This window comes from Methylocystis sp., from assembly GCF_021731785.1.
In the GTDB taxonomy this organism is placed as follows: domain Bacteria; phylum Pseudomonadota; class Alphaproteobacteria; order Rhizobiales; family Beijerinckiaceae; genus Methylocystis.
This window is the reverse complement of sequence record NZ_JAKFWS010000065.1, coordinates 1-18,622: the sequence shown is the minus strand read 5'-3', so window position 1 is coordinate 18,622 and position 18,622 is coordinate 1. Positions and strand designations below refer to the sequence as shown.

General features: G+C 63.1%; 15 protein-coding genes. 14 read left to right on the top strand and 1 reads right to left on the bottom strand.

Features of this window, described 5'->3' with window-relative positions:
• The 6 genes from QZ964_RS12080 to murI all read left to right on the top strand — a co-directional run.
• Positions 1–935, top strand: a 935-nt coding sequence (locus tag QZ964_RS12080) for a transcription termination/antitermination protein NusA (RefSeq protein ID WP_292531910.1), incomplete at its 5' end; no start/stop codon positions are given.
• Between the two features lie 17 nt (positions 936–952).
• The gene (locus tag QZ964_RS12075; protein WP_292531909.1) at positions 953–1,612 is read left to right on the top strand and encodes an RNA-binding protein; all 660 of its coding nucleotides are present in this window, start codon (positions 953–955) and stop codon (positions 1,610–1,612) included.
• Positions 1,613–1,642: 30 nt separating this feature from the next.
• Positions 1,643–4,252 (top strand): translation initiation factor IF-2, encoded by a 2,610-nt coding sequence (gene infB, locus QZ964_RS12070; RefSeq protein WP_292531908.1) that lies wholly within the window; start codon positions 1,643–1,645, stop codon positions 4,250–4,252.
• Positions 4,253–4,392: 140 nt separating this feature from the next.
• Positions 4,393–4,821 carry a 30S ribosome-binding factor RbfA gene (gene rbfA, locus QZ964_RS12065; protein ID WP_292531907.1) on the top strand — a complete coding sequence of 143 codons (429 nt, stop codon included), beginning with the start codon at positions 4,393–4,395 and terminating at the stop codon, positions 4,819–4,821.
• On the top strand, positions 4,818–5,720 hold the full coding sequence (truB, locus tag QZ964_RS12060; protein ID WP_292531906.1) for a tRNA pseudouridine(55) synthase TruB: 903 nt from the start codon (positions 4,818–4,820) through the stop codon (positions 5,718–5,720). Before rbfA ends, truB begins: the two co-directional genes overlap by 4 nt.
• A gap of 130 nt (positions 5,721–5,850) precedes the next feature.
• Positions 5,851–6,648: a glutamate racemase gene (gene murI / locus QZ964_RS12055; protein WP_292531905.1), complete on the top strand. Its 798-nt coding sequence runs from the start codon at positions 5,851–5,853 to the stop codon at positions 6,646–6,648.
• 73 nt (positions 6,649–6,721) lie between these two features.
• Here the strand turns inward: murI and QZ964_RS12050 are convergent, their stop codons facing one another.
• The gene (locus QZ964_RS12050) at positions 6,722–7,864 is read right to left on the bottom strand and encodes a hypothetical protein (RefSeq protein WP_292531904.1); all 1,143 of its coding nucleotides are present in this window, start codon (positions 7,862–7,864) and stop codon (positions 6,722–6,724) included.
• 217 nt (positions 7,865–8,081) lie between these two features.
• Here QZ964_RS12050 and QZ964_RS12045 point away from each other — a divergent pair, with 217 nt between their 5' ends.
• The 8 genes from QZ964_RS12045 to QZ964_RS12010 form a co-directional block, all read left to right on the top strand.
• On the top strand, positions 8,082–9,245 hold the full coding sequence (locus tag QZ964_RS12045; RefSeq protein WP_292531903.1) for a hypothetical protein: 1,164 nt from the start codon (positions 8,082–8,084) through the stop codon (positions 9,243–9,245).
• Between the two features lie 122 nt (positions 9,246–9,367).
• Positions 9,368–11,971 (top strand): hypothetical protein, encoded by a 2,604-nt coding sequence (locus QZ964_RS12040; protein ID WP_292531902.1) that lies wholly within the window; start codon positions 9,368–9,370, stop codon positions 11,969–11,971.
• 63 nt (positions 11,972–12,034) lie between these two features.
• Positions 12,035–13,933, top strand: a complete 1,899-nt coding sequence (locus QZ964_RS12035) for a GMC family oxidoreductase (RefSeq protein WP_292531901.1) — start codon at positions 12,035–12,037, stop codon at positions 13,931–13,933.
• Positions 13,934–13,982: 49 nt separating this feature from the next.
• Positions 13,983–14,516, top strand: coding sequence for a hypothetical protein (locus QZ964_RS12030; protein WP_292531900.1), 534 nt, complete (start codon positions 13,983–13,985; stop codon positions 14,514–14,516).
• Positions 14,482–15,696, top strand: a complete 1,215-nt coding sequence (locus QZ964_RS12025) for a HupE/UreJ family protein (protein ID WP_292531899.1) — start codon at positions 14,482–14,484, stop codon at positions 15,694–15,696. The genes QZ964_RS12030 and QZ964_RS12025 overlap by 35 nt, the downstream gene beginning before the upstream one ends.
• Positions 15,697–15,973: 277 nt before the next feature.
• On the top strand, positions 15,974–17,347 hold the full coding sequence (locus QZ964_RS12020) for a patatin-like phospholipase family protein (RefSeq protein WP_292531898.1): 1,374 nt from the start codon (positions 15,974–15,976) through the stop codon (positions 17,345–17,347).
• A 21-nt stretch (positions 17,348–17,368) separates the two neighbouring features.
• Positions 17,369–18,115, top strand: a complete 747-nt coding sequence (locus QZ964_RS12015) for a hypothetical protein (protein WP_292531897.1) — start codon at positions 17,369–17,371, stop codon at positions 18,113–18,115.
• 202 nt (positions 18,116–18,317) lie between these two features.
• On the top strand, positions 18,318–18,622 hold a 305-nt coding region (locus tag QZ964_RS12010), incomplete at its 3' end, for a helix-turn-helix domain-containing protein (protein WP_292531264.1).

Sequence of the window (18,622 nt, the reverse complement as noted above, 5' to 3'; positions counted from 1 at the left end):
ATGACGGCGTCATCGAGGTGAAGTCGGTGGCCCGCGATCCCGGCTCGCGCGCCAAGATCGCCGTGGTGTCGCGCGATTCTTCGATCGACCCGGTCGGCGCCTGCGTCGGCATGCGCGGCTCCCGCGTTCAGGCTGTCGTCGGCGAGCTCCAGGGGGAGCGCATCGACATCATTCCCTGGTCTGCCGACGCAGCGACGTTCATCGTCAATGCGCTGCAGCCCGCTGAGGTGGTCAAGGTCGTCCTCGACGAAGACAGTTCGCGCATCGAGGTCGTCGTTCCCGACGATCAGCTTTCGCTCGCCATCGGCCGCCGCGGCCAGAATGTGCGCCTCGCCTCGCAGCTGACGGGCTGGGACATCGACATTCTGACCGAGGCCGAGGAGTCGGAGCGCCGGCAGAGGGAATTCATCGAGCGCACGAAAGTGTTCATGGGCGCGATCGACGTCGACGAGGTCGTGGGCCGTCTGCTGGCCTCTGAAGGCTTCCGCTCGGTCGAGGAGCTCGCTTATGTCGATCTATCCGAACTGGGCTCGATTGAAGGTTTCGACGAGGAAACGGCCGGCGAAATTCAGAACCGCGCGAAGAATTATCTGGAGCGCATCGAGGCCGAGAATGAGGCGCGCCGAAAAGAGCTCGGCGTCGTCGACGAATTGCGCGAGATCGACGGCCTGACGACCGCGATGATGGTGAGGCTCGGCGAAAACGATGTGAAGACGATCGAGGATTTCGCCGGCTGCATCCCGGACGACCTTGTCGGCTGGAGCGAAAAGAAGGATGGCGAAACGGTCAAGCACGAGGGGTTTTTCGAGGGCATCGATCTGTCGCGCGAAGAGGCCGAAGCAATGATCATGACGGCGCGGGTGCGCGCCGGCTGGATCGAGGAGCCGGTCGCTGCGGTTGAGGCCGAGCCTGAAGCTGAGCCGCAAGGCGAATAGCGGATGTGATGGAAGGCATGACCCGCGAGCCGCATGTTTCGGAGAGGACCTGCATCGTGACGCGCCAGCGCGGCGCGCCCGAGGCGATGATCCGCTTCGTGTGCGGACCCGACGGCGCGCTTGCGCCCGACATCAAGGCGAGCCTGCCCGGCCGCGGCGTCTGGGTGACGGCGCGCGCCGACATCGTCGCGCAGGCGGCGCGCAAGAGTTTGTTCGCGCGCTCTCTGAAAACGCGTGTCGACCCGGCTCCGCAGCTTGCCGATGACGTCGACCGGTTGCTTGAGGCCGACTGTCTTAGGATGCTGTCGCTCGCCAACAAGGCAGGCGCCGTCATGGCCGGCTTTGGCAAGGTCGCCGAAGCGCTCGCGCAAGGCGGCGTCGGGGCGCTTGTCGAAGCGTGCGACGGTAGGGAAGACGGCAAGCGGAAGCTTGCCCAAGCGGCGCGGCGCGCAGGATCCACGGCGCCTGTCATCGGCTTATTTTCGTCGCTGCAATTGGATTTGGCGTTGGGGCGCACAAATGTGATACATGCTGCCCTCGCCGAGGGCGGGCCGAGCACGGCTTTTGTCGCGCGGTGCCGTCGACTTGCCGCCTATCGGGGCGTAAGCATCGACGGCGCGACCGCGGCGGGCGAAGAAATCGAAGCGAAGCCGGATAGCTGCGCAAAAGAAGGTTAACGGGTCGAGCGACCCAGGATTGGGAACTGGATGAGCGAAGGCGAGAACAGCGGCGACAAAACTCTGACCGTCGCGCCGTCGAAGACGTTGCACTTGAAGCAGCGACCGGTCGAGCACGGCATGGTCCGCCAGAGCTTCTCCCACGGCCGTTCGAAAGTGGTCGTGGTTGAGAAGGTAAAGCGCCGCGCCCCCGGGCACGTCGAAACGGCGAAACCCGCCGGCGCGCCGCCCGCGGTTGCGGAGCCGGCGGCGGCGGCCCCAAAAGTCGCGCCGAAATCCGAGGCCCAGCGTCCTGCGCCCGCGACGCGTTCAGGCTCCGGAGTCGTGCTGCGCGCATTGACCGACGAGGAGCGCGAGGCCCGCGCCCGCGCGCTGGTCGACGCCAAATCGCGCGAAGAGGATGATCGCCGCCGCGCCGAAATCGACGCGAAGGCCCGCGCGGATCGCGACGAGCGCGAGTTCGCCGAACGCGCCGCAGCCGACGCGCGCAAGCGCGAGGAAGAAGATCGTCTCGCGCGCGAAGCGGAATCGAAGCGTAAATCCGAGGATGAGGCGCGTCGTCGACTGCCGCCGGAAGCCGCTGGGCTAACGCCGCCGCGCGTAGCGCCCAGCGCCGCAATGCCGCGGCCGGCCGCCGCGCGTCCGGGGGGAGAAACCGAGCAACTGCGCCGCCCGCCGGTGCGCCAGATCGGCGGCTTTTCGCCGCCCACTCCACCGCGGCCGGCGCCTTCCCGCAGCGGCGCCATGAAGGATCGCGGCCGCCTGACACTCGCCACGGCCACAGCCGGAACCGACGAAGAGCGCACGCGCTCGGTCGCCTCCTTCAAACGCCGGCAGCAGCGCCTGTTCCGGGGCCAGGTGGAGCAGAAGGAAAAGATTTCCCGCGAAGTCGTTCTGCCCGAGACGATCACAATTCAGGAACTCGCGAACCGCATGTCGGAGCGCGCGGTCGACGTCATCCGCCTGCTGATGAAGCAGGGCGAGATGTACAAGATCACCGACGTCATCGACGCCGACACTGCGCAGCTGGTCGCCGAGGAAATGGGTCACGCCGTCAAGCGCGTCGCGGAATCGGACGTCGAGGAAGGCCTGTTCGACACGCCCGACGCCGAGGCCAATCTTGAGCCGCGCCCGCCGGTCGTCACCATCATGGGCCATGTCGACCACGGCAAGACGTCGCTGCTCGACGCCATTCGTCACGCCGATGTGGTCGCTGGCGAGGCGGGCGGCATCACCCAGCATATCGGCGCTTACCAGGTCACGTCGCCGGGCGGGCAGCCGATCACCTTCATCGATACGCCGGGCCACGCCGCCTTCACGGCGATGCGCGCGCGCGGCGCCAAGGTGACTGACATCGTCGTGCTGGTCGTCGCGGCCGACGACGGCGTCATGCCGCAGACGATCGAGGCGATCAATCACGCCCGCGCCGCCCATGTGCCGCTGATCGTCGCCGTCAACAAGATCGACAAGCCGGACGCCAAGCCTGAGCGGGTGCGCACCGAACTGCTGCAGCATGAGGTGCAGGTCGAGTCCATGGGCGGCGAGACGCTCGAAGTCGAAGTCTCGGCGAAGCAGAAGACCAATCTCGACAAGCTGCTCGAACTGATCGCGTTGCAGGCCGAGGTGCTCGACCTCAAGGCCAACCCCGATCGCGCCGCCGAAGGCACGGTCATCGAGGCGCGTCTCGATAGGGGTCGCGGCCCGGTGGCGACCATGCTGGTCCAGCGCGGCACGCTTCATGTCGGCGACATTGTCGTCGCGGGAACCCAGTGGGGCCGCGTGCGCGCGCTGCTCGACGATCAGGGCGCCTCCCGTCCCGAAGCCGGTCCGAGCCTGCCGGTCGAAATTCTCGGCTTCAGCGGCACGCCCGAAGCCGGCGACCGCGTCGCCGTGGTCGAGTCGGAAGCCCGCGCGAGGGAGATCGCCGAATATCGCGAGCGTATGAAGCGCGACAAGATCGCCGCTCGCGGCGGTTCCGCGCGCGGTTCGCTCTCCGACATGATGAGCCAGCTCAAGACGGCGGGCCGCAAGGAATTTCCGCTCGTCATCAAGGGCGACGTGCAGGGTTCGGTCGAAGCCATCGCCGCGGCGCTCGAAAAGCTCGGCACCGAAGAGGTCGGCGCGCGCATCGTGCATGCCGGCGTCGGCGGCATTTCGGAATCCGATATCTCGCTTGCCGAAGCCTCCAACGCCGCGGTCATCGGCTTCAATGTGCGCGCGCACAAAGAGGCGCGCGACGCCGCCGAACGCTCCGGCATCGAGATCCGCTATTACAACATCATCTACAATCTCGTGGATGACGTGAAAGCGGCGATGTCCGGCCTGTTGGCGCCGACGCTGCGCGAGACCATGCTCGGCAATGCGACGATCCTCGAAGTCTTCGATATTTCGAAGGTCGGCAAGGTCGCCGGCTGCCGCGTCACCGACGGCAATGTCGAGCGCGGCGCCAATGTCCGGCTCATCCGCGACAATGTCGTCGTCCATGAAGGCAAGCTCTCCACCCTCAAGCGCTTCAAGGACGAGGTCAAGGAAGTCGCCGCCGGACAGGAGTGCGGCATGGCGTTCGAGAACTACCAGGACATGCGCGCCGGCGACGTCATCGAGTGCTACCGCGTCGAGGAGATCAAGCGGACGCTGTAGTCCATTCGTCGCGATCATCGCCCGTCATTGCGAGCAGCGAAGCGACGAAGCAATCCAGGAAGGCCGCTTCATGGGCCTGGATTGCTTCGCTTGGCTCGCAATGACGACTTTTTTCAAGCTTACGCAACCAAGCAGCTGTTATGTCCAGAGCGCATCACTCACAGGCCGGCGCGCCGTCGCAGCGCATGTTGCGCGTCGGCGAACTCGTGCGCCACGCTCTGGCGCAGATGTTCTCGCGCGGCGACATCAATGATCCCGTGCTGGACAAGCATGTCGTCACGGTTTCGCGCGTGAAGATGAGTCCCGATCTCAAGCTCGCGACGATTTATGTCATACCTCTCGGCGGACAGGACGAACCCGAAGTGCTTGCCGCCCTCGATCGACACAAGCGGTTTCTGCGCGGGGAAATTGCACATGAGGTGAATTTGAAATTCGCGCCCGAAATCCGCTTTCGCATCGACGACACATTCGACAATGTGTCGCGCATCGACGCGCTGCTCAGCTCTGACCGTGTGAAGCGCGATCTCGCCGACGGCGACGACGGCGAAAAGAATGGCGTCGACGAATGAGCAAAAAAAGATCGGACCGCGTCGTCGTGGACGGTTGGGTGGCGCTGGATAAGCCGGTCGGCATCACCTCGACGCAGGCGGTGTCGCGCCTTAAGCGCATTTACAACGCGCAAAAAGCCGGCCATGCCGGCACGCTAGATCCGCTCGCGTCCGGCATTCTTCCCGTCGCCTTCGGTGAAGCGACCAAGACCGTGCCTTTTGTGCAGGACGGCGAGAAAGCCTACCGCTTCACCGTGCGGTGGGGAGTCGAGACCGACACGGACGATTCCGATGGACGCGTGACGCAGGAGAGTGCGGCGCGGCCAGAGCGCGCCGCCATCGAAGCTTTGCTGCCAGAGTTTACCGGCGAGATTTTGCAGACGCCGCCGCAATTCTCGGCGATCAAGATCGCCGGCGAGCGCGCCTATGACATTGCGCGCGAGGGCGAGCATGTTGAGTTGAAGCCCCGTGCGGTCAGGATCGACTCGCTGACGCTGATCGAAGCCTCGCGCGACGAGGCGACATTCGTCATGGAGTGCGGCAAGGGCGCCTATGTGCGCGCGCTCGCCCGCGATCTCGGCCGCGGTTTGGGTTGTTTCGGCCACGTCACGGCCCTGAGACGCACGCGCGTCGGCCCCTTCGCCGAAGAAGACGCCTACACGCTCGATGAGATCGAAACTCAGAACATGGCCGGAGCGGCGCTGCTGTCGGTCGAGGCCGGATTGGCGGATTTGCCCTGCGTCGTCGTCGATCGCGACACGGCGGCGCGGCTGCGGCGCGGCGGCTCGGTGATTCTGCGCGGCCGCGACGCGCCGCATGAGGGCGTCGTCTACGCTGCTTGCGGCGGCGTGCCGGTCGCCTTCGGCGAAATCGTCCAGGGCGCGCTCGCGCCGGCGCGGGTATTTAATCTGCCGTTCTAATCGACCTTGGTCGATTTCTTGGGGCTCGCGCTTCTTGCCCGGCCTTTAGCAGACCGCCAAACGTACTCGGCGCCGGCGAATTGATCTCGGGTCAAGAAGCTTGTTGTATAGGCCAGACGATTTGCTTCATATGACCCGACCGCCCAAACTCCTCGTCTTTGATTCCGGCCTCGGCGGCCTCACGGTCTTTGCCGAGATCGTCAAGCTGCGGCCGCATGCGGACTACCTGTATTGCGCGGATGACGCTGGCTTTCCCTATGGGTCTTGGAAGGAGCCCGAGCTCATTGAGCGCGTGACGAAGCTCATGGGCGAGCTGATCGCCGATCACGCGCCGGATATGGTCGTCATCGCCTGCAACACCGCGTCGACGATCGTTCTGCCCTCTCTGCGCGTCGACTGGCCGGCCTTGCCCTTTGTCGGCACCGTGCCGGCGATCAAGCCGGCGGCCGAGCGCACGCGGTCAAAGATGATCTCGGTGCTTGGCACGCCGGGCACGGTGGCGCGCGATTATACGCAAAACCTCATCGCGACATTCGCGGCGCATTGCGCGGTGACGCTCGTCGGCTCAAAGCGCCTGGCGAGTCTCGCCGAGCGCTATATGCATGGGGAGAGGGCGAGCGACGCCGACATCGCCATCGAAATTGCGCCCTGCTTTAAAGAAGAAAGCGGCAGGCGCACCGACGCCGTCGTTCTTGCGTGCACGCATTATCCGCTGTTGATCGATGAGTTCGAACGGCTTGCGCCCTGGCCGGTGGAATGGATCGACCCGGCGCCGGCGATCGCGCGTCGCGCGGATCAGTTGCTCGGCGAGCGCTTCGGCGCCGACGCGGCGGCGGACCAGCCAGCGTTTCGCCGCGCCGTCTTTACCAGCGGCGCCCGTCCTTCGGAACCGCTCGCCGCAACGCTCGCGCGCTACGGTCTGGGATGAGAGTTCGCGTCGACGCCAGCGTCCGCGCGCGCGTAAGCGATCGGGCGCGCCAAAAAAACGGGATGCGCCGCACTTATCGTCCGCTCTGCTGCGTCGTCGCGCGACATGCCTGATCGGAAAGGCGCGTGAGGCGCTCTTCGCTCATTCCGGCGCGCGTCAGAAAGGCCTGCGCCTTCCGGGCGGCGTCAGCGTCGCCCGACGCGACGGCGGACTCATACAAAATGCGCGCGTCCGCGGGCGTGCGCTGCACGCGCCAGTTCTGCTCGGCGAGACGCAGCGCCCTGGCCGGATCGCGCAGCAAATAAAGCGTGAAACGCGCCTCATCGCCAAGGTGGAAAGCCTCGCCGCGACGGCGGGAGGCGGCAAAGCGCTCCTCGATCAGCGATACATGCTCAGCAAGACCTTCCGCGCCGAGTCGCTGCTCAGCGAGCGCGAGGCGCAATAGCGCGGCGTCGATGCGGGCCTCGCCGGCGAGCAGCGCCGCCGCATCTGCGAAACGCTCTTCGTCAAGCAAGAAGTCGGCGTAAGCGGCGAGGAGATAGGCGGTCGGCTTGGCGGCCTCGATCGCCTTCTTGAACGCACGTTCGGCGCGTTGCGCCTCGCCCCGCCTTGCAACGATCTCGGCGAGAATGGTCAGCGCCCATCTTTGTCTCTCGGGCGTCGCCTTAGGTCGCTCTTCGAGCGTTTGCTCAAGCGCATCCGCCGCTTCGCGCGACCCGCCCATGAGGCTCGCCGCATCACACACACAGGCGACAGTCAGCAGCGGCTCGCTAGATGCGGCAAGCGGCGCGCAGCTCGCGCGCGCCTCATCCAAATGGCCGAGGACTTTGCTGATCGCCGCGCGCATAAGCCATGCTTGAAGATTGGCTGGATCGGATTTTATCACGGCGTCGACGTCGGCGAGCGCGCCGTCAAAGTCATGGCGATTCTGCGCGATCATCGCGCGCAGCAGAAGCGCCTTCGCTGGAGGCTCCGCCAATTTCCACAAGGGCGCAAGAACGCCGGCCGCATATCCGAAATAGCGCGGATCGGAGTCTTCGCTGCCGAGCGTCACAAATTTCTGCGCGAGTTCGATTGAGGCTGCGACATCGCCCGATCGCGCCCGCAGATCGCGCAATTCGGCTCCCATCGGCGCAGCGGCGCGCGGCAACCGCTCCAAAAACTGATTGTCGTCGGTGGGAACGAAAGGCGCGCCGAACGCGTTGGCGCAGGCCATAGCTGCGACGCACATACATGACATAAACATAAAGAGTCGCATCAGCGCTCGCCCATTCCGCGCTCGCAACGCGTCGAGATCGAGAGGTGGAATATTTTTTGAGCCTTGTAAAAAATATGAACCGATCGTATCGTGCGCGCAACGGGTAGTTAGTGTTCGATAACTTCCCGTGGAGCATCATTTCTTGGCTGGGAATATTTATTTGAGTGAGGGTTTGATGGCTCGCACGAACATGGCCAGCATGGCCGACATGACCAAGCAATTATTCGCCGCGCTCTTCCTGTTCTCCGCTTTGCTTATTCCAGGACCGGGGCGCGCCTCGGACCACGCCGATCCCATGTGGCTCGCGGAGGACGAACAGGAAGCCAACATCACCGGCCTCTTCTTTTACCCCGACGGCGACCGGTGGGTCGCAATCCTCGACGTGCGCCGCTCGCTGATCGGGTCGCCGCCCTACAATCTCGAGCCCTTCGAATATGACATCCATCTGGATTTTCACACGAAGCTCCGCTTCGACAAGGCCGAAGACGTCGCGCGCTACGGCGCCACGATCGAAGCTCCCGAGGGCATAGCGCCGGACGCCACCATTCGGGTCCGTCTCAACAACGATACGACGGTGAAGGAGAAGTCCTTCAAAGGACTCGGCGATCCGCAAAACATCCAGGTTTATTCTGGCATTCGCGACGATCCGTTCATCTTTCCTCGATTCTTCAAGGTGAACGTCGTCACTATGGCGTTCAGCATTCCGAAATCCGCTTTTCCCGAACATGCAGAGAATTGGCTGCTGTGGGCCACAAGCAAGCGCGTGAACGGCGGCGAGCAGATCGACCACGTCGGACGCTCGAACCGCACACAGCTCGGCCGCTTCGAAATCTTAAATACCATTCCGCCGTCGCAGCATATGGCGGAGATTCGCGAAAAGGGCGAGTCTCGGGCCAAGATTCAGGACTTTCTCAAGCAATGGCTGCCGCCGCTCGCCAATTTGAATCAGTTGAGCGGCTTTTTCATTCGCCACTACGACTCCGTTCCCGATGTGATGGTGTTCACCACGACGCGGCCGCCCGGATTTCCAAACGGCCGTCGTCTCGAGGATGACGTCGCGCTGCTCACCTGCGCGCAGGGCGATTGTCCGCTCCAGGAAAACGCTTTCATCGACACGACGCAATGGCCGCGCGCAACGGTCAACGACAAGCCTCTGTCGAATGAATTTCCCTATCTTGCGGAGCCTTGGCCGTTCAAACCCCAGCCTGAGGGTGCACCCGGGCCTTACGTCTATCGTTTTTTTGCGCGGCCGGCCGTGCAGATCGGGATCGTCGCGCTTGTCTTGCTTCTAATTCTTCTCAGCGTGATTCGCTGGTTCAGACGACGGGCCGCCTTTTAGGCATGTAACGGATTTTGCAGCGCCGCGTCTTGCGCGGCGCGATCTTTCCTTCCGCCGCGGCGTCGATCGCTGCGGCGCACACGGCACACGAATTTTGGGCATTCGACATTGGGGAGGGTACGATGCTCGATAGATTCCTGCGGAGCTTGGCGATCGCGGCGGCGCTGGCTGGCGCTTGCGGATCGATCGGCGGCGCGGCGAGAGCCAGCGAGGATTGCGGCTCCGGCGCCGGCAACGTTAAGGACGAAGCCATGTGCGTCGGACGCACGCCGGAGTCCATGCCCGGCGCGGATGACGATTATTACGCCGACATGGATTACGGCGCGACCAAACATCCGGAAGATCTGGCCAAGGCCTTGCAACCCTATCTTCCTGGCGTCACGCCCGAGGCGGCGCTCAAAGCGGCGGTGATCGGGCGCAATAATTGGGTGGTGTGGACCGCCGGCAACGATCGGCTGTGGGACGTCTTGAACAAGAAGTCCTTCGGCGGACTCGATTTCCTGAAGACCTTATCGAGCCATCCGAGCCTCACGAAATTCAGCCGCGACAATCGCTGGAGCTATTTAGGGCTGGTCAATGAGCCCTGCTTCAAGAAGGCGACCGGCCCCCGCGCGGATCGCTTCGGCCTCTGGCTCGACACGCGCGATCCGAGCTGCCCGCCCGATCCTTTCGAGGACGAAGCGAAATATCCTGGCGTCAAGATCGGGGCGCGCGGACGCAGCGACAAGTTTCCGGTGGGCTCCTACTACGGTTATGCGACCGGCATCGTGGGGCTGAGATTATTCCCAAATCCCGACTTCGATGAAGCAGCGGAAAAGAATTGGAATCCGGAGCGCTTTTACAAAGATCCCGACTATTACAACAATAAGGATCTGGTGCGCCCCTATCGCGTCGGTATGTCCTGCGGCTTTTGCCATGTCAGCCCCAATCCGACCAATCCGCCGGCCGACCCGGAGAATCCGAAATGGGAGAATCTGAATTCCAATCCGGGCGCGCAATATTTCTGGTGGGACCGCATCTTCACCTATGCGGCCGATCCGAAGGATTTCTCCTGGCAATTTTTCCACGTTTCGCGGCCGGGCGCGCTCGACACATCGCTGGTCTCAACCGACTACATCATCAATCCGCGAACGATGAACGCGATCTACCAGCTCGGGCCGCGCGTGGGACTCGCCTTGAAATTCGGCCAGGAAAAGCTCAATGGGGGCGAGAAGCAGAACAAGCAGTTCAACGAATATGTTCCCGCCAATTCGCCGCTCACGCAGTTCTTCAAGGCGCCCGATACGGTGTTCACGCCGCGCGTTCTGAAGGATGGCGCGGATTCGGTCGGCGCGCTGGGTTCCTTCAACCGGGTCTTTGTCAACATTGGCCTGTTCAGCGAGGAATGGCTCGAGCACTTTAACGCCGTGATCGGCGGCAAGCCGATCACCCCCATTCCGATTGCGACGGGACGCGCCCATTCCACCTATTGGCAGGCGAATGAGGCGCAGACTCCCAACACCGCGCTGTTCTTCGTCGCAACCGCCAAGCCCGACTATCTGAAGAACGCGCCGGGCGGAGACAAATATGTCGCCGCCGATTCGGCGACCCTCGAGCGCGGCAAGGAGGTGTTCGGCGAACGCTGCCTGCGCTGCCATTCGAGCAAACTGCCCGAGAAGACCTTCAGCTACTTCCCGAACAAGGGGTGCGTCGGCAAGGACTATCTGACCTGCTGGAAAAATTATTGGTCGTTCACCAAGACCGACGAGTTCAAGCAGGAGGCGAAGAAGATCGCCAAGGCGAGCGACTTCCTCACCGATAACTTCCTGTCGACCGATCTTCGCGTTCCGGTGTCTCTGCTGGAAACCAACGCCTGCAGTCCGCTCGCGACCAATGCGATCCGCGATAACATTTGGAACGATTTCTCCTCGACCTCTTATAAGGAGTTGCCTTCGGTCGGAACGATCACCGTCCACGATCCCTATACGGGCGCGCCGCGCCCCTATGAGATGCCGGCGGGCGGTCGCGGCTATACGCGGCCGGCGTCGCTCGTCAGCCTGTGGTCGACCGCGCCCTTCCTGCTCAACAACAGCGTCGGCAAATTCTACGAGAGCCCGTCGGTGGAAAGCCGGTTGAAGTCCTTCGACAGTTCGATCGAACAGATGCTGTGGCCGGAGAAACGCGGCGGCAGCGCTTATGAGCAATATGGCCAGAAGGACATCGAATATGTCACGGCCTCGGGCAAGAAGCTGCACGGCGTCGTCGATGTGACGACGGAGAGGAGCTATCTGCGCGTGCCGAAAGGCTATCTCCCTGACCTGCTGCAGGTGGCCGATAACGCGAATGAAGACGTGAAATGGCTTGTCGACGCGTTGCGCCTGAGCAATTTCGTCGACAAGGACGGCATCGCCATCGGCCCGATCCCGAAAGGCACGCCGGTGCAGCTGATCGGCAATATCGATCTCGATAAACATGAGGATCCGATCGAGAATCTGCTGCACAAGGCGAAAGTGCTGAAGTTGCTCGCCAAGCTGAAGCTCACGCTGAAGGTGCTGCCGCCGAATGCGAGCGACGATCAGGCGCGCGCGGCTTTCGCCCACTCCTACGGCGATTTGCTCGAACTCAACAAATGTCCGGACTTTGTCGTCAATCGCGGTCACTACTTCGGCACCGATTATTTCGCCGAGGAGCCGGGGCTGAGCGACGCCGATAAGAAGGCTCTGATCGCATTCTTGAAAACCATGTGAAGCGTCGGAGGCCCGGGCCGCCAAGGCGCGTCCGGGCCAACCGACGAAGTAGGGGAAACGACCATGAGCCTCAGCGACAAGGCGAGCTTTGAATATGTGGTGGTCGGCTCGGGCGCAGGCGGCGGCACCGTGGCGGCGCGCCTCGCTGAGGCCGGCTGCAAGGTGCTAGTGCTGGAGGCGGGCGGCGATCCGCTGACCCTTCAAGCCGGCGACGCGGCCTATCCCGATGAAGAGCGTCTTCCCGACGATTATCGTGTTCCGGTATTTCACGCCTGCTCGACCGAGAATCAGGCGATGCAATGGGATTTTTTCGTCCGCCATTACGGAGACCAGGAACTCCAGAAAAAGGACGAGAAATATCGCGAGTACGATCATAGCGGCAAGCGCGTCGACGGCGTGCTCTATCCGCGCGCCGGCTGTCTCGGCGGCTGCACCGCGCATAATGCGATGATCATGGTCTATCCGCACAATGCGGACTGGGACCATATAGCCGATCTCACCGGCGACTCTTCTTGGCGCGCCGACAATATGCGCGGCTATTTCGAAAAGCTCGAGAACTGCAATCATCGCTTCTTCTTCCGCCTGCTCGGCATGCTCGGGATCAATCCAACGCGCCATGGCTGGAAGGGCTGGCTGCGTACCGAGAAGAACGTCCCCAAGGCCGCGCTCGGCGATTTCGACCTCGTCGAAGCCTTGAAGATATCGATCCTGGCGGCGATCGGCCGGTCGCCGTCGCTCCTGCAGCGGGGCTTGTGGTGGCTGCTCGGCAAGGGCGACCCCAATGATTGGCGGCTGGTCCGCGAAAACGCCTTCGGCCTGCATTACCCGCCGCTCAATACGCGCAAGCACGAGCGCATGGGCACGCGCGAGCGGCTTGTCGAGACGCAGCAGAAATATCCCGATAATCTGACCATCGAACTCGACGCGCTGGCGACGCGCGTATTGTTCGACGACAATAATCGCGCGATCGGCGTCGAATATCGCAAGGGCGCGAAGCTCTATCAGGCGCATTATGATCCGAGCGGAGAGCCCGGCGAGACACGCTCGGTCTATGCGACGCGCGAGGTGATCCTCGCTGGCGGCGCCTTCAACACGCCGCAACTGCTGATGCTCTCCGGCGTCGGCGCCAAAGAGGAGTTGGCGCAGTTCGGCATCAAGACGCGGATCGATCTTCCGGGCGTCGGCAAGAATCTGCAGGACCGCTATGAGGTCGGCGTCGTCAATCGCGTCAAGGACGATTGGGGCATCTTGAAAGGCGCAAAGTATAAGAACACCGACACCCAATACGCCGAGTGGCTGCGCACGCAGAACGACTACACCGGCTCCGTCTATGGCACGAATGGCGCCGTGCTTGCCGTCATCAAGCGCTCGGCGAACGAGCGACCGTTGCCCGATCTCTTTTGCTTCGGCGTGCTCGCCGATTTTCGCGGCTATTATCCCGGTTATTCGAAGCGGGTCGTCGAGCGGCTCAATTGTCTCACCTGGGCCGTGCTCAAGGCGCACACCAACAACCGCGCCGGCTATGTGAAGCTTAAATCGACCAATCCGCTCGAGCGTCCGGAGATCAATTTCCGCTATTTCGCTGAGGGCACGCCCGATCGCGACGAGGATCTCGATTCGGTGGTCGACGGCGTGAAATTCGTGCGCGCGCTCACGCGTCCGCTCATCGAACTCGGCGTCGTCGAAGAGGAAGAATCGCCCGGCGGCGACATGACGAGCGACGAGCAGATTCGCGACTTCGTGCGCTATCAGTCCTGGGGCCATCACGCCTCCTGCACTTGCGCCATCGGACCGGACGGAGCCAGCGACGCGGTTCTCGATTCGAATTTCCGCGTGCGCGGCGCGAAGAGCCTGCGGGTCGTCGACGCCTCGGTGTTCCCGCGCATTCCCGGATTCTTCATCGTGAGCGCGGTATATATGATCGGCGAGAAGGCGGCGGATGCGATCCTCGCCGACCGCTAGGCGGACGTCGGGCGCATCGCCGGTTTCGCAAAGGCGGCGGAACAGTTCTGTGCGCCGAGTCTTGGGGGTCTTGCTGCTTGCACTTGCATTCGGCGCGTTGGCGACCCCGGCGCATGCGCATACCGAATTCGCGTCACTCGGCGCCTTCTGGTCGGGCGCCGTCCATTTCCTGCTCAGTTTTGAACGCCCGGCGCTCATCGTCGCTTTCGCGATCTGGGCCGGGACGCAACAACAGCGCGCCGACGCCGCTCTGGTCGGCGCGATCGGTCTCGGCGCCTTCGCCGCGGCGCTTGCGATGCGTCAGAAAGGCATCGAAAGCCATTCCGCTGTGACGATGGCGATCGTCGCTCTGGTCTTGCTTGGCGCAGCAGGCGTCGCTCGTCTTCAACTTGGCGTGCGGCCGGTTCTGATCGCGGCCCTCTTGTGCGGCCTAGTCGCGGGCGCGATCGGCGCCGCGGGCGAAACGATCGGGGATCGAGCGCTCAACGCGAGCGCGTTGGCGCTGGTCGCTGCGGCCCTCGCAGCCTATACGCTCATGGCGGCGTCCTTTGCCGCGCGATGGCGACACGCCCGCCTCGGCTGAGGCTCTGCGTCGGCGCCGTCACGATTGCGGCGGCCGTTTGCGCTTCAGGATATGCACGAATTTGTGGATCCGGCTGATCCTCTGCGCGCTCGCGGCGCAGCTCGCCCTCGCTCTGCAGACCGAATCCGCGCGCGCGCATCTCTCCTCCGACAGCTATCTTCATATCGATGTCGATGCACAAGGGCGCCCGAGCGGGCAATGGGACATCTCGCTACGCGATCTCGACGCCGCGATCGGACTCGCGCCCGATGACGGAGTCATCACCTGGGGCCGATTGAAAGCGCGGCGCGACGCGATCGAAGCATATGCCTATGATCGACTGTCGATCGACGGCTGCGCGCTACGCCCGAGCGACATGCGCGTCGACCGTCATGCCGGCGCGGCCTATGCGGTGCTGCGGTTCAACGCCGAATGTCAGCCTACGCGAGCGCCGCGACGCCTCCATTACCGGCTGCTCTTCGATCTGGATCCGACGCATCGTGGACTTCTCACGCTCGTGACGCCTGCCGGCGAGCAGTCGGAAGTTCTGTCGCCCGATCGCGCCGACGTTGATCTCGATCGCGTTGATGATGCGACGTCCGGCTCCTTCCTTCACTTCGTCGGCTTCGGCGTCAGCCACATTCTGTTCGGCTATGATCATCTGCTGTTCGTCGCCGTGCTGATGATCTTCGCCGCCTTTCGCCGCAGCGAGAATGGCTGGAAGCCGCTCGACGGCTTTGGCGAAAGCGCGCTGCAGACCTTGACGATCCTGACCGCTTTTACCTTGGCGCATGGCGTCACATTGTCGTTGTCGCTGTTTCATTTCATCGACGCGCCGGCCAGATTCGTCGAGCCTGCGGTCGCCGCGACGATCATGGGCGCGGCGATCGACAATCTGCTGCCCCTTCTATCAATTGCACGCTGGACCATCGCATTCGGCTTTGGCCTGGTGCATGGCCTCGCCTTCGCGACGGCGCTCGGCCCGATGCGTCTGTCGACGTCTGGACTGCTGTATGCGCTTGCCGGCTTCAACGGCGGGGTCGAGCTCGGCCAGATCGCCGTCGCTCTATTGCTCATGCCGCTTGTGTTTACGGCGCGGCGCAAGACACTTTATGTCAGTTTTATTGCGCCGGCGCTGACAGTGGTCGCTTTCCTTCTCGCGCTGCTCTGGTTCGTTGACCGTGTCGAAGCGCTGCGATAATCTTCGCGTCATCTGCAAACGCACGCAGAGAAAAGCGCAAGACTCAATTTTCAGTACGATTGATCGGTAGGTCATCGTTGATGCTCCGGCCATTTTCTGCGAACTGGCCGCGAAACTCCCTCCGCGAACGAAACATCATGAGCTCGAAATGCAGAGCGATGGGTTCGGCCGCTTGTCATCGCACATGAGACCGCCGGGCCGATGTCCTTGACCGGCTCGATCGCGCGCCAACGCCCGCGCATGCCGATATCCGCGCAAGAGAGATGAGGGAACGAAGATGCATCAACTTTCAGGCAAGGAATTCCAGATCGGCCTCACAATGTCCGGCGCGATTTCGGCTGGCGCCTATACCGCGGGCGTCGTCGACTTCCTGGTTGAGGCGCTGGAGTGTTGGGAACAGGCGCGCGCCGCTGACGAGAACGGATCGGTTCCCAATCATCGCGTCGGAATCAAGGTGATATCCGGCGCCTCGGCCGGCGCGATCACGGCGGCGATCGGCGCTATCGCCCTTGCGGAGAAGTCCGAGTCCAAGTCCTTTGCGACGGCCGGCTTCGTCTATCGCTACACGCTTCAAAAGCTTTATGACTCCTGGGTTGTCCGTTCGACCCTCGATTCGGGCGACGCGAGCGTCCGAGACTTCCTTGTGCTCGACGATCTCGATACGCGCCCGCCGGCGACGGCGGACTTCTCGCGGACCAGCGCGGTGCCGTTTCCGGGCAAGAACGATCCCATTCCCGTCGCTTCACTGCTCAATTCACGCCTGCTCGATGAAATCGCCGCGCAGGCGATCGCCGTTGAACAGGTCGAAGGACCACGGCCCTATGTCTCGGCGACGCTCCATATTTATCTCACGCTCTCCAATCTGCGCGGCGTGCCATGGACCTTGCCCTTCAGCGGCGGCGACTATCACATGATCTCCCACGGCGACCGCGCCCATTATGTGCTGAGTGGCGTCGGCTCTTGGGCGACGAGCAGCGATTTCGCCGACCACGACCCATCCGCCAAACTCGACATCGGGACGATCGCCAGCGCTGCGGCCAGAGACCAATGGAAGGATTATGCCGTCTGCGCCCTGGGCTCCTCCGCCTTTCCGGTGGGGCTGGCGCCGCGCCTCATCGGCGCAAGGCCCAGGGAAGACTATGATGGACGGCGGTTTCCCAGCGCCGACATCGCGCGAATCGATAATCTCAAGCCGCAATGGCCGCCGGCCGTAGAAGCTGAAAATCCCTTCTGGTTCACCTGCGCGGACGGCGGCATCATCGACAATGATCCGTTCGAATACGCCCGCTTCACGCTAAAGGACAAGGCGACCGACGCCGGCCTTCCCTGGGACCTCGATTCGGCGGATCGGGCGGTCGTCATGATCTCGCCCTTTCCGGAACCGAAGCCGATCCGCAACGAAGGCGAGCCCGCGATCGATATCGTCAGCCTGTTCTCTTCGCTGATGCCATCGCTGATCGATCAGGCGCGCTTCAAGCCGAGCGAACTCGCCCTTGCCGTCGACCCCGATCACGGCAGCCGCTATCTCATTGGTCCGCGCCGCGTCGTCGGGGGCAAATTGCAGCGCTATGGCATCGCCAGCGGTCTGCTTGGCGGCTTCGGCGGCTTCGTCGCCCGCGCGTTCCGCGATCACGACTATCAACTCGGATGACGCAATTGTCAGAAGTTTCTGATGACCTCATTCGCCGTCCCCGCCAATCATCCGATCGTGACGGACTGGCCGCCGCAGGTCGACAAGGCGCGGTTCGCGGCCATGCGCGAAGCGAGCGACCCTCCAGGCGCCGTCTCTTACTGCCTCGTGCCGCTCTATGGCTCAGCGAAGGCGACGATCGAGCTCCCGCCTTGGCCGCAGATTACCCAGGCGGACCTCGACCGGCTGATGACGCGCATTGGCTTGCGCTTTGATCGCGTGGCGCCGATGGTGATCGAACAAAATGTCGGCGGTTTCCTCGGCTTCCTCCTCCAGCTGGTGCTGTTGCCCGGCGTGAGAAATGCGCCAGGGCTCATTCGCGACAAGGTTCTCAAGTTCGCGAGGCTGACGATCCTCGGCGATCTCGTGCGCCGCAATCAGATCACGGGCTGGGATCTGCCCGAAGGTCTTGGCGTCGATGCCGACGATGCGCGGCTGGTCATCGGAGAACTGCTCGCACCCAAATATGACGAGCGAAACATAGAGGGCATTCGCAGAGCCGTGGCGCCGATGAGCGCCGCGCTAAACACCGCAAATATCACCCAGGTTCTCGAACGGCTGAAACAGACTCGCGGGCCGTTCCAGGTTTGGGAGGCGCCATGGCGGGACAAGAACGGCGGCCGGCTCTTCACGCTGGAGAGCCGCAAGCCCAATCTCATCGGCGGCGCCGTTGGCGCTTATCTCGGCGTCGGCTTCTTCAAGCAGAATGTAGATCCGCCGGGCGTGTAAGCGTCCAAACCGGCGCCTCCGCTGCGCGTCTTAATGATCAAACCGCGCTATGCCGAGCATTGACAGCCGCACGGCAAGCTCGAGGGCAAGCGTCGAGCATCAAGGAGAAGAAGTAATACCGATCCCCATTGAAGCAGACTCATTGGGTCTTCACGAATCGTCTTTCGTCTGATTCTAGTTGGCGAACTCCAGGGGGTTCGCCATGGCGGCTGCGATTGGACTGCGGGAAGACTTTGACGCGGATGCGCTTCGGGCGATTGCGAAGCGCGCGAAAGATGGGCCTCAGGCACGCAGGCTCCTGGCGCTCGCCGCAATTTACGACGGCGCGCCGCGCGGCGAGGCGGCGAAGATTGGCGGCGTGACGCTCCAGGTCGTTCGCGACTGGGTTTTGCGCTTCAATGCGCATGGCGAGAGTGGCCTCGTTGACCGCAAGGCGCCGGGTCAACCGTCGCTCTTGAAGAACGAACATCGCGCCGCGCTCATGCGCATGATCGAGGACGGTCCGAC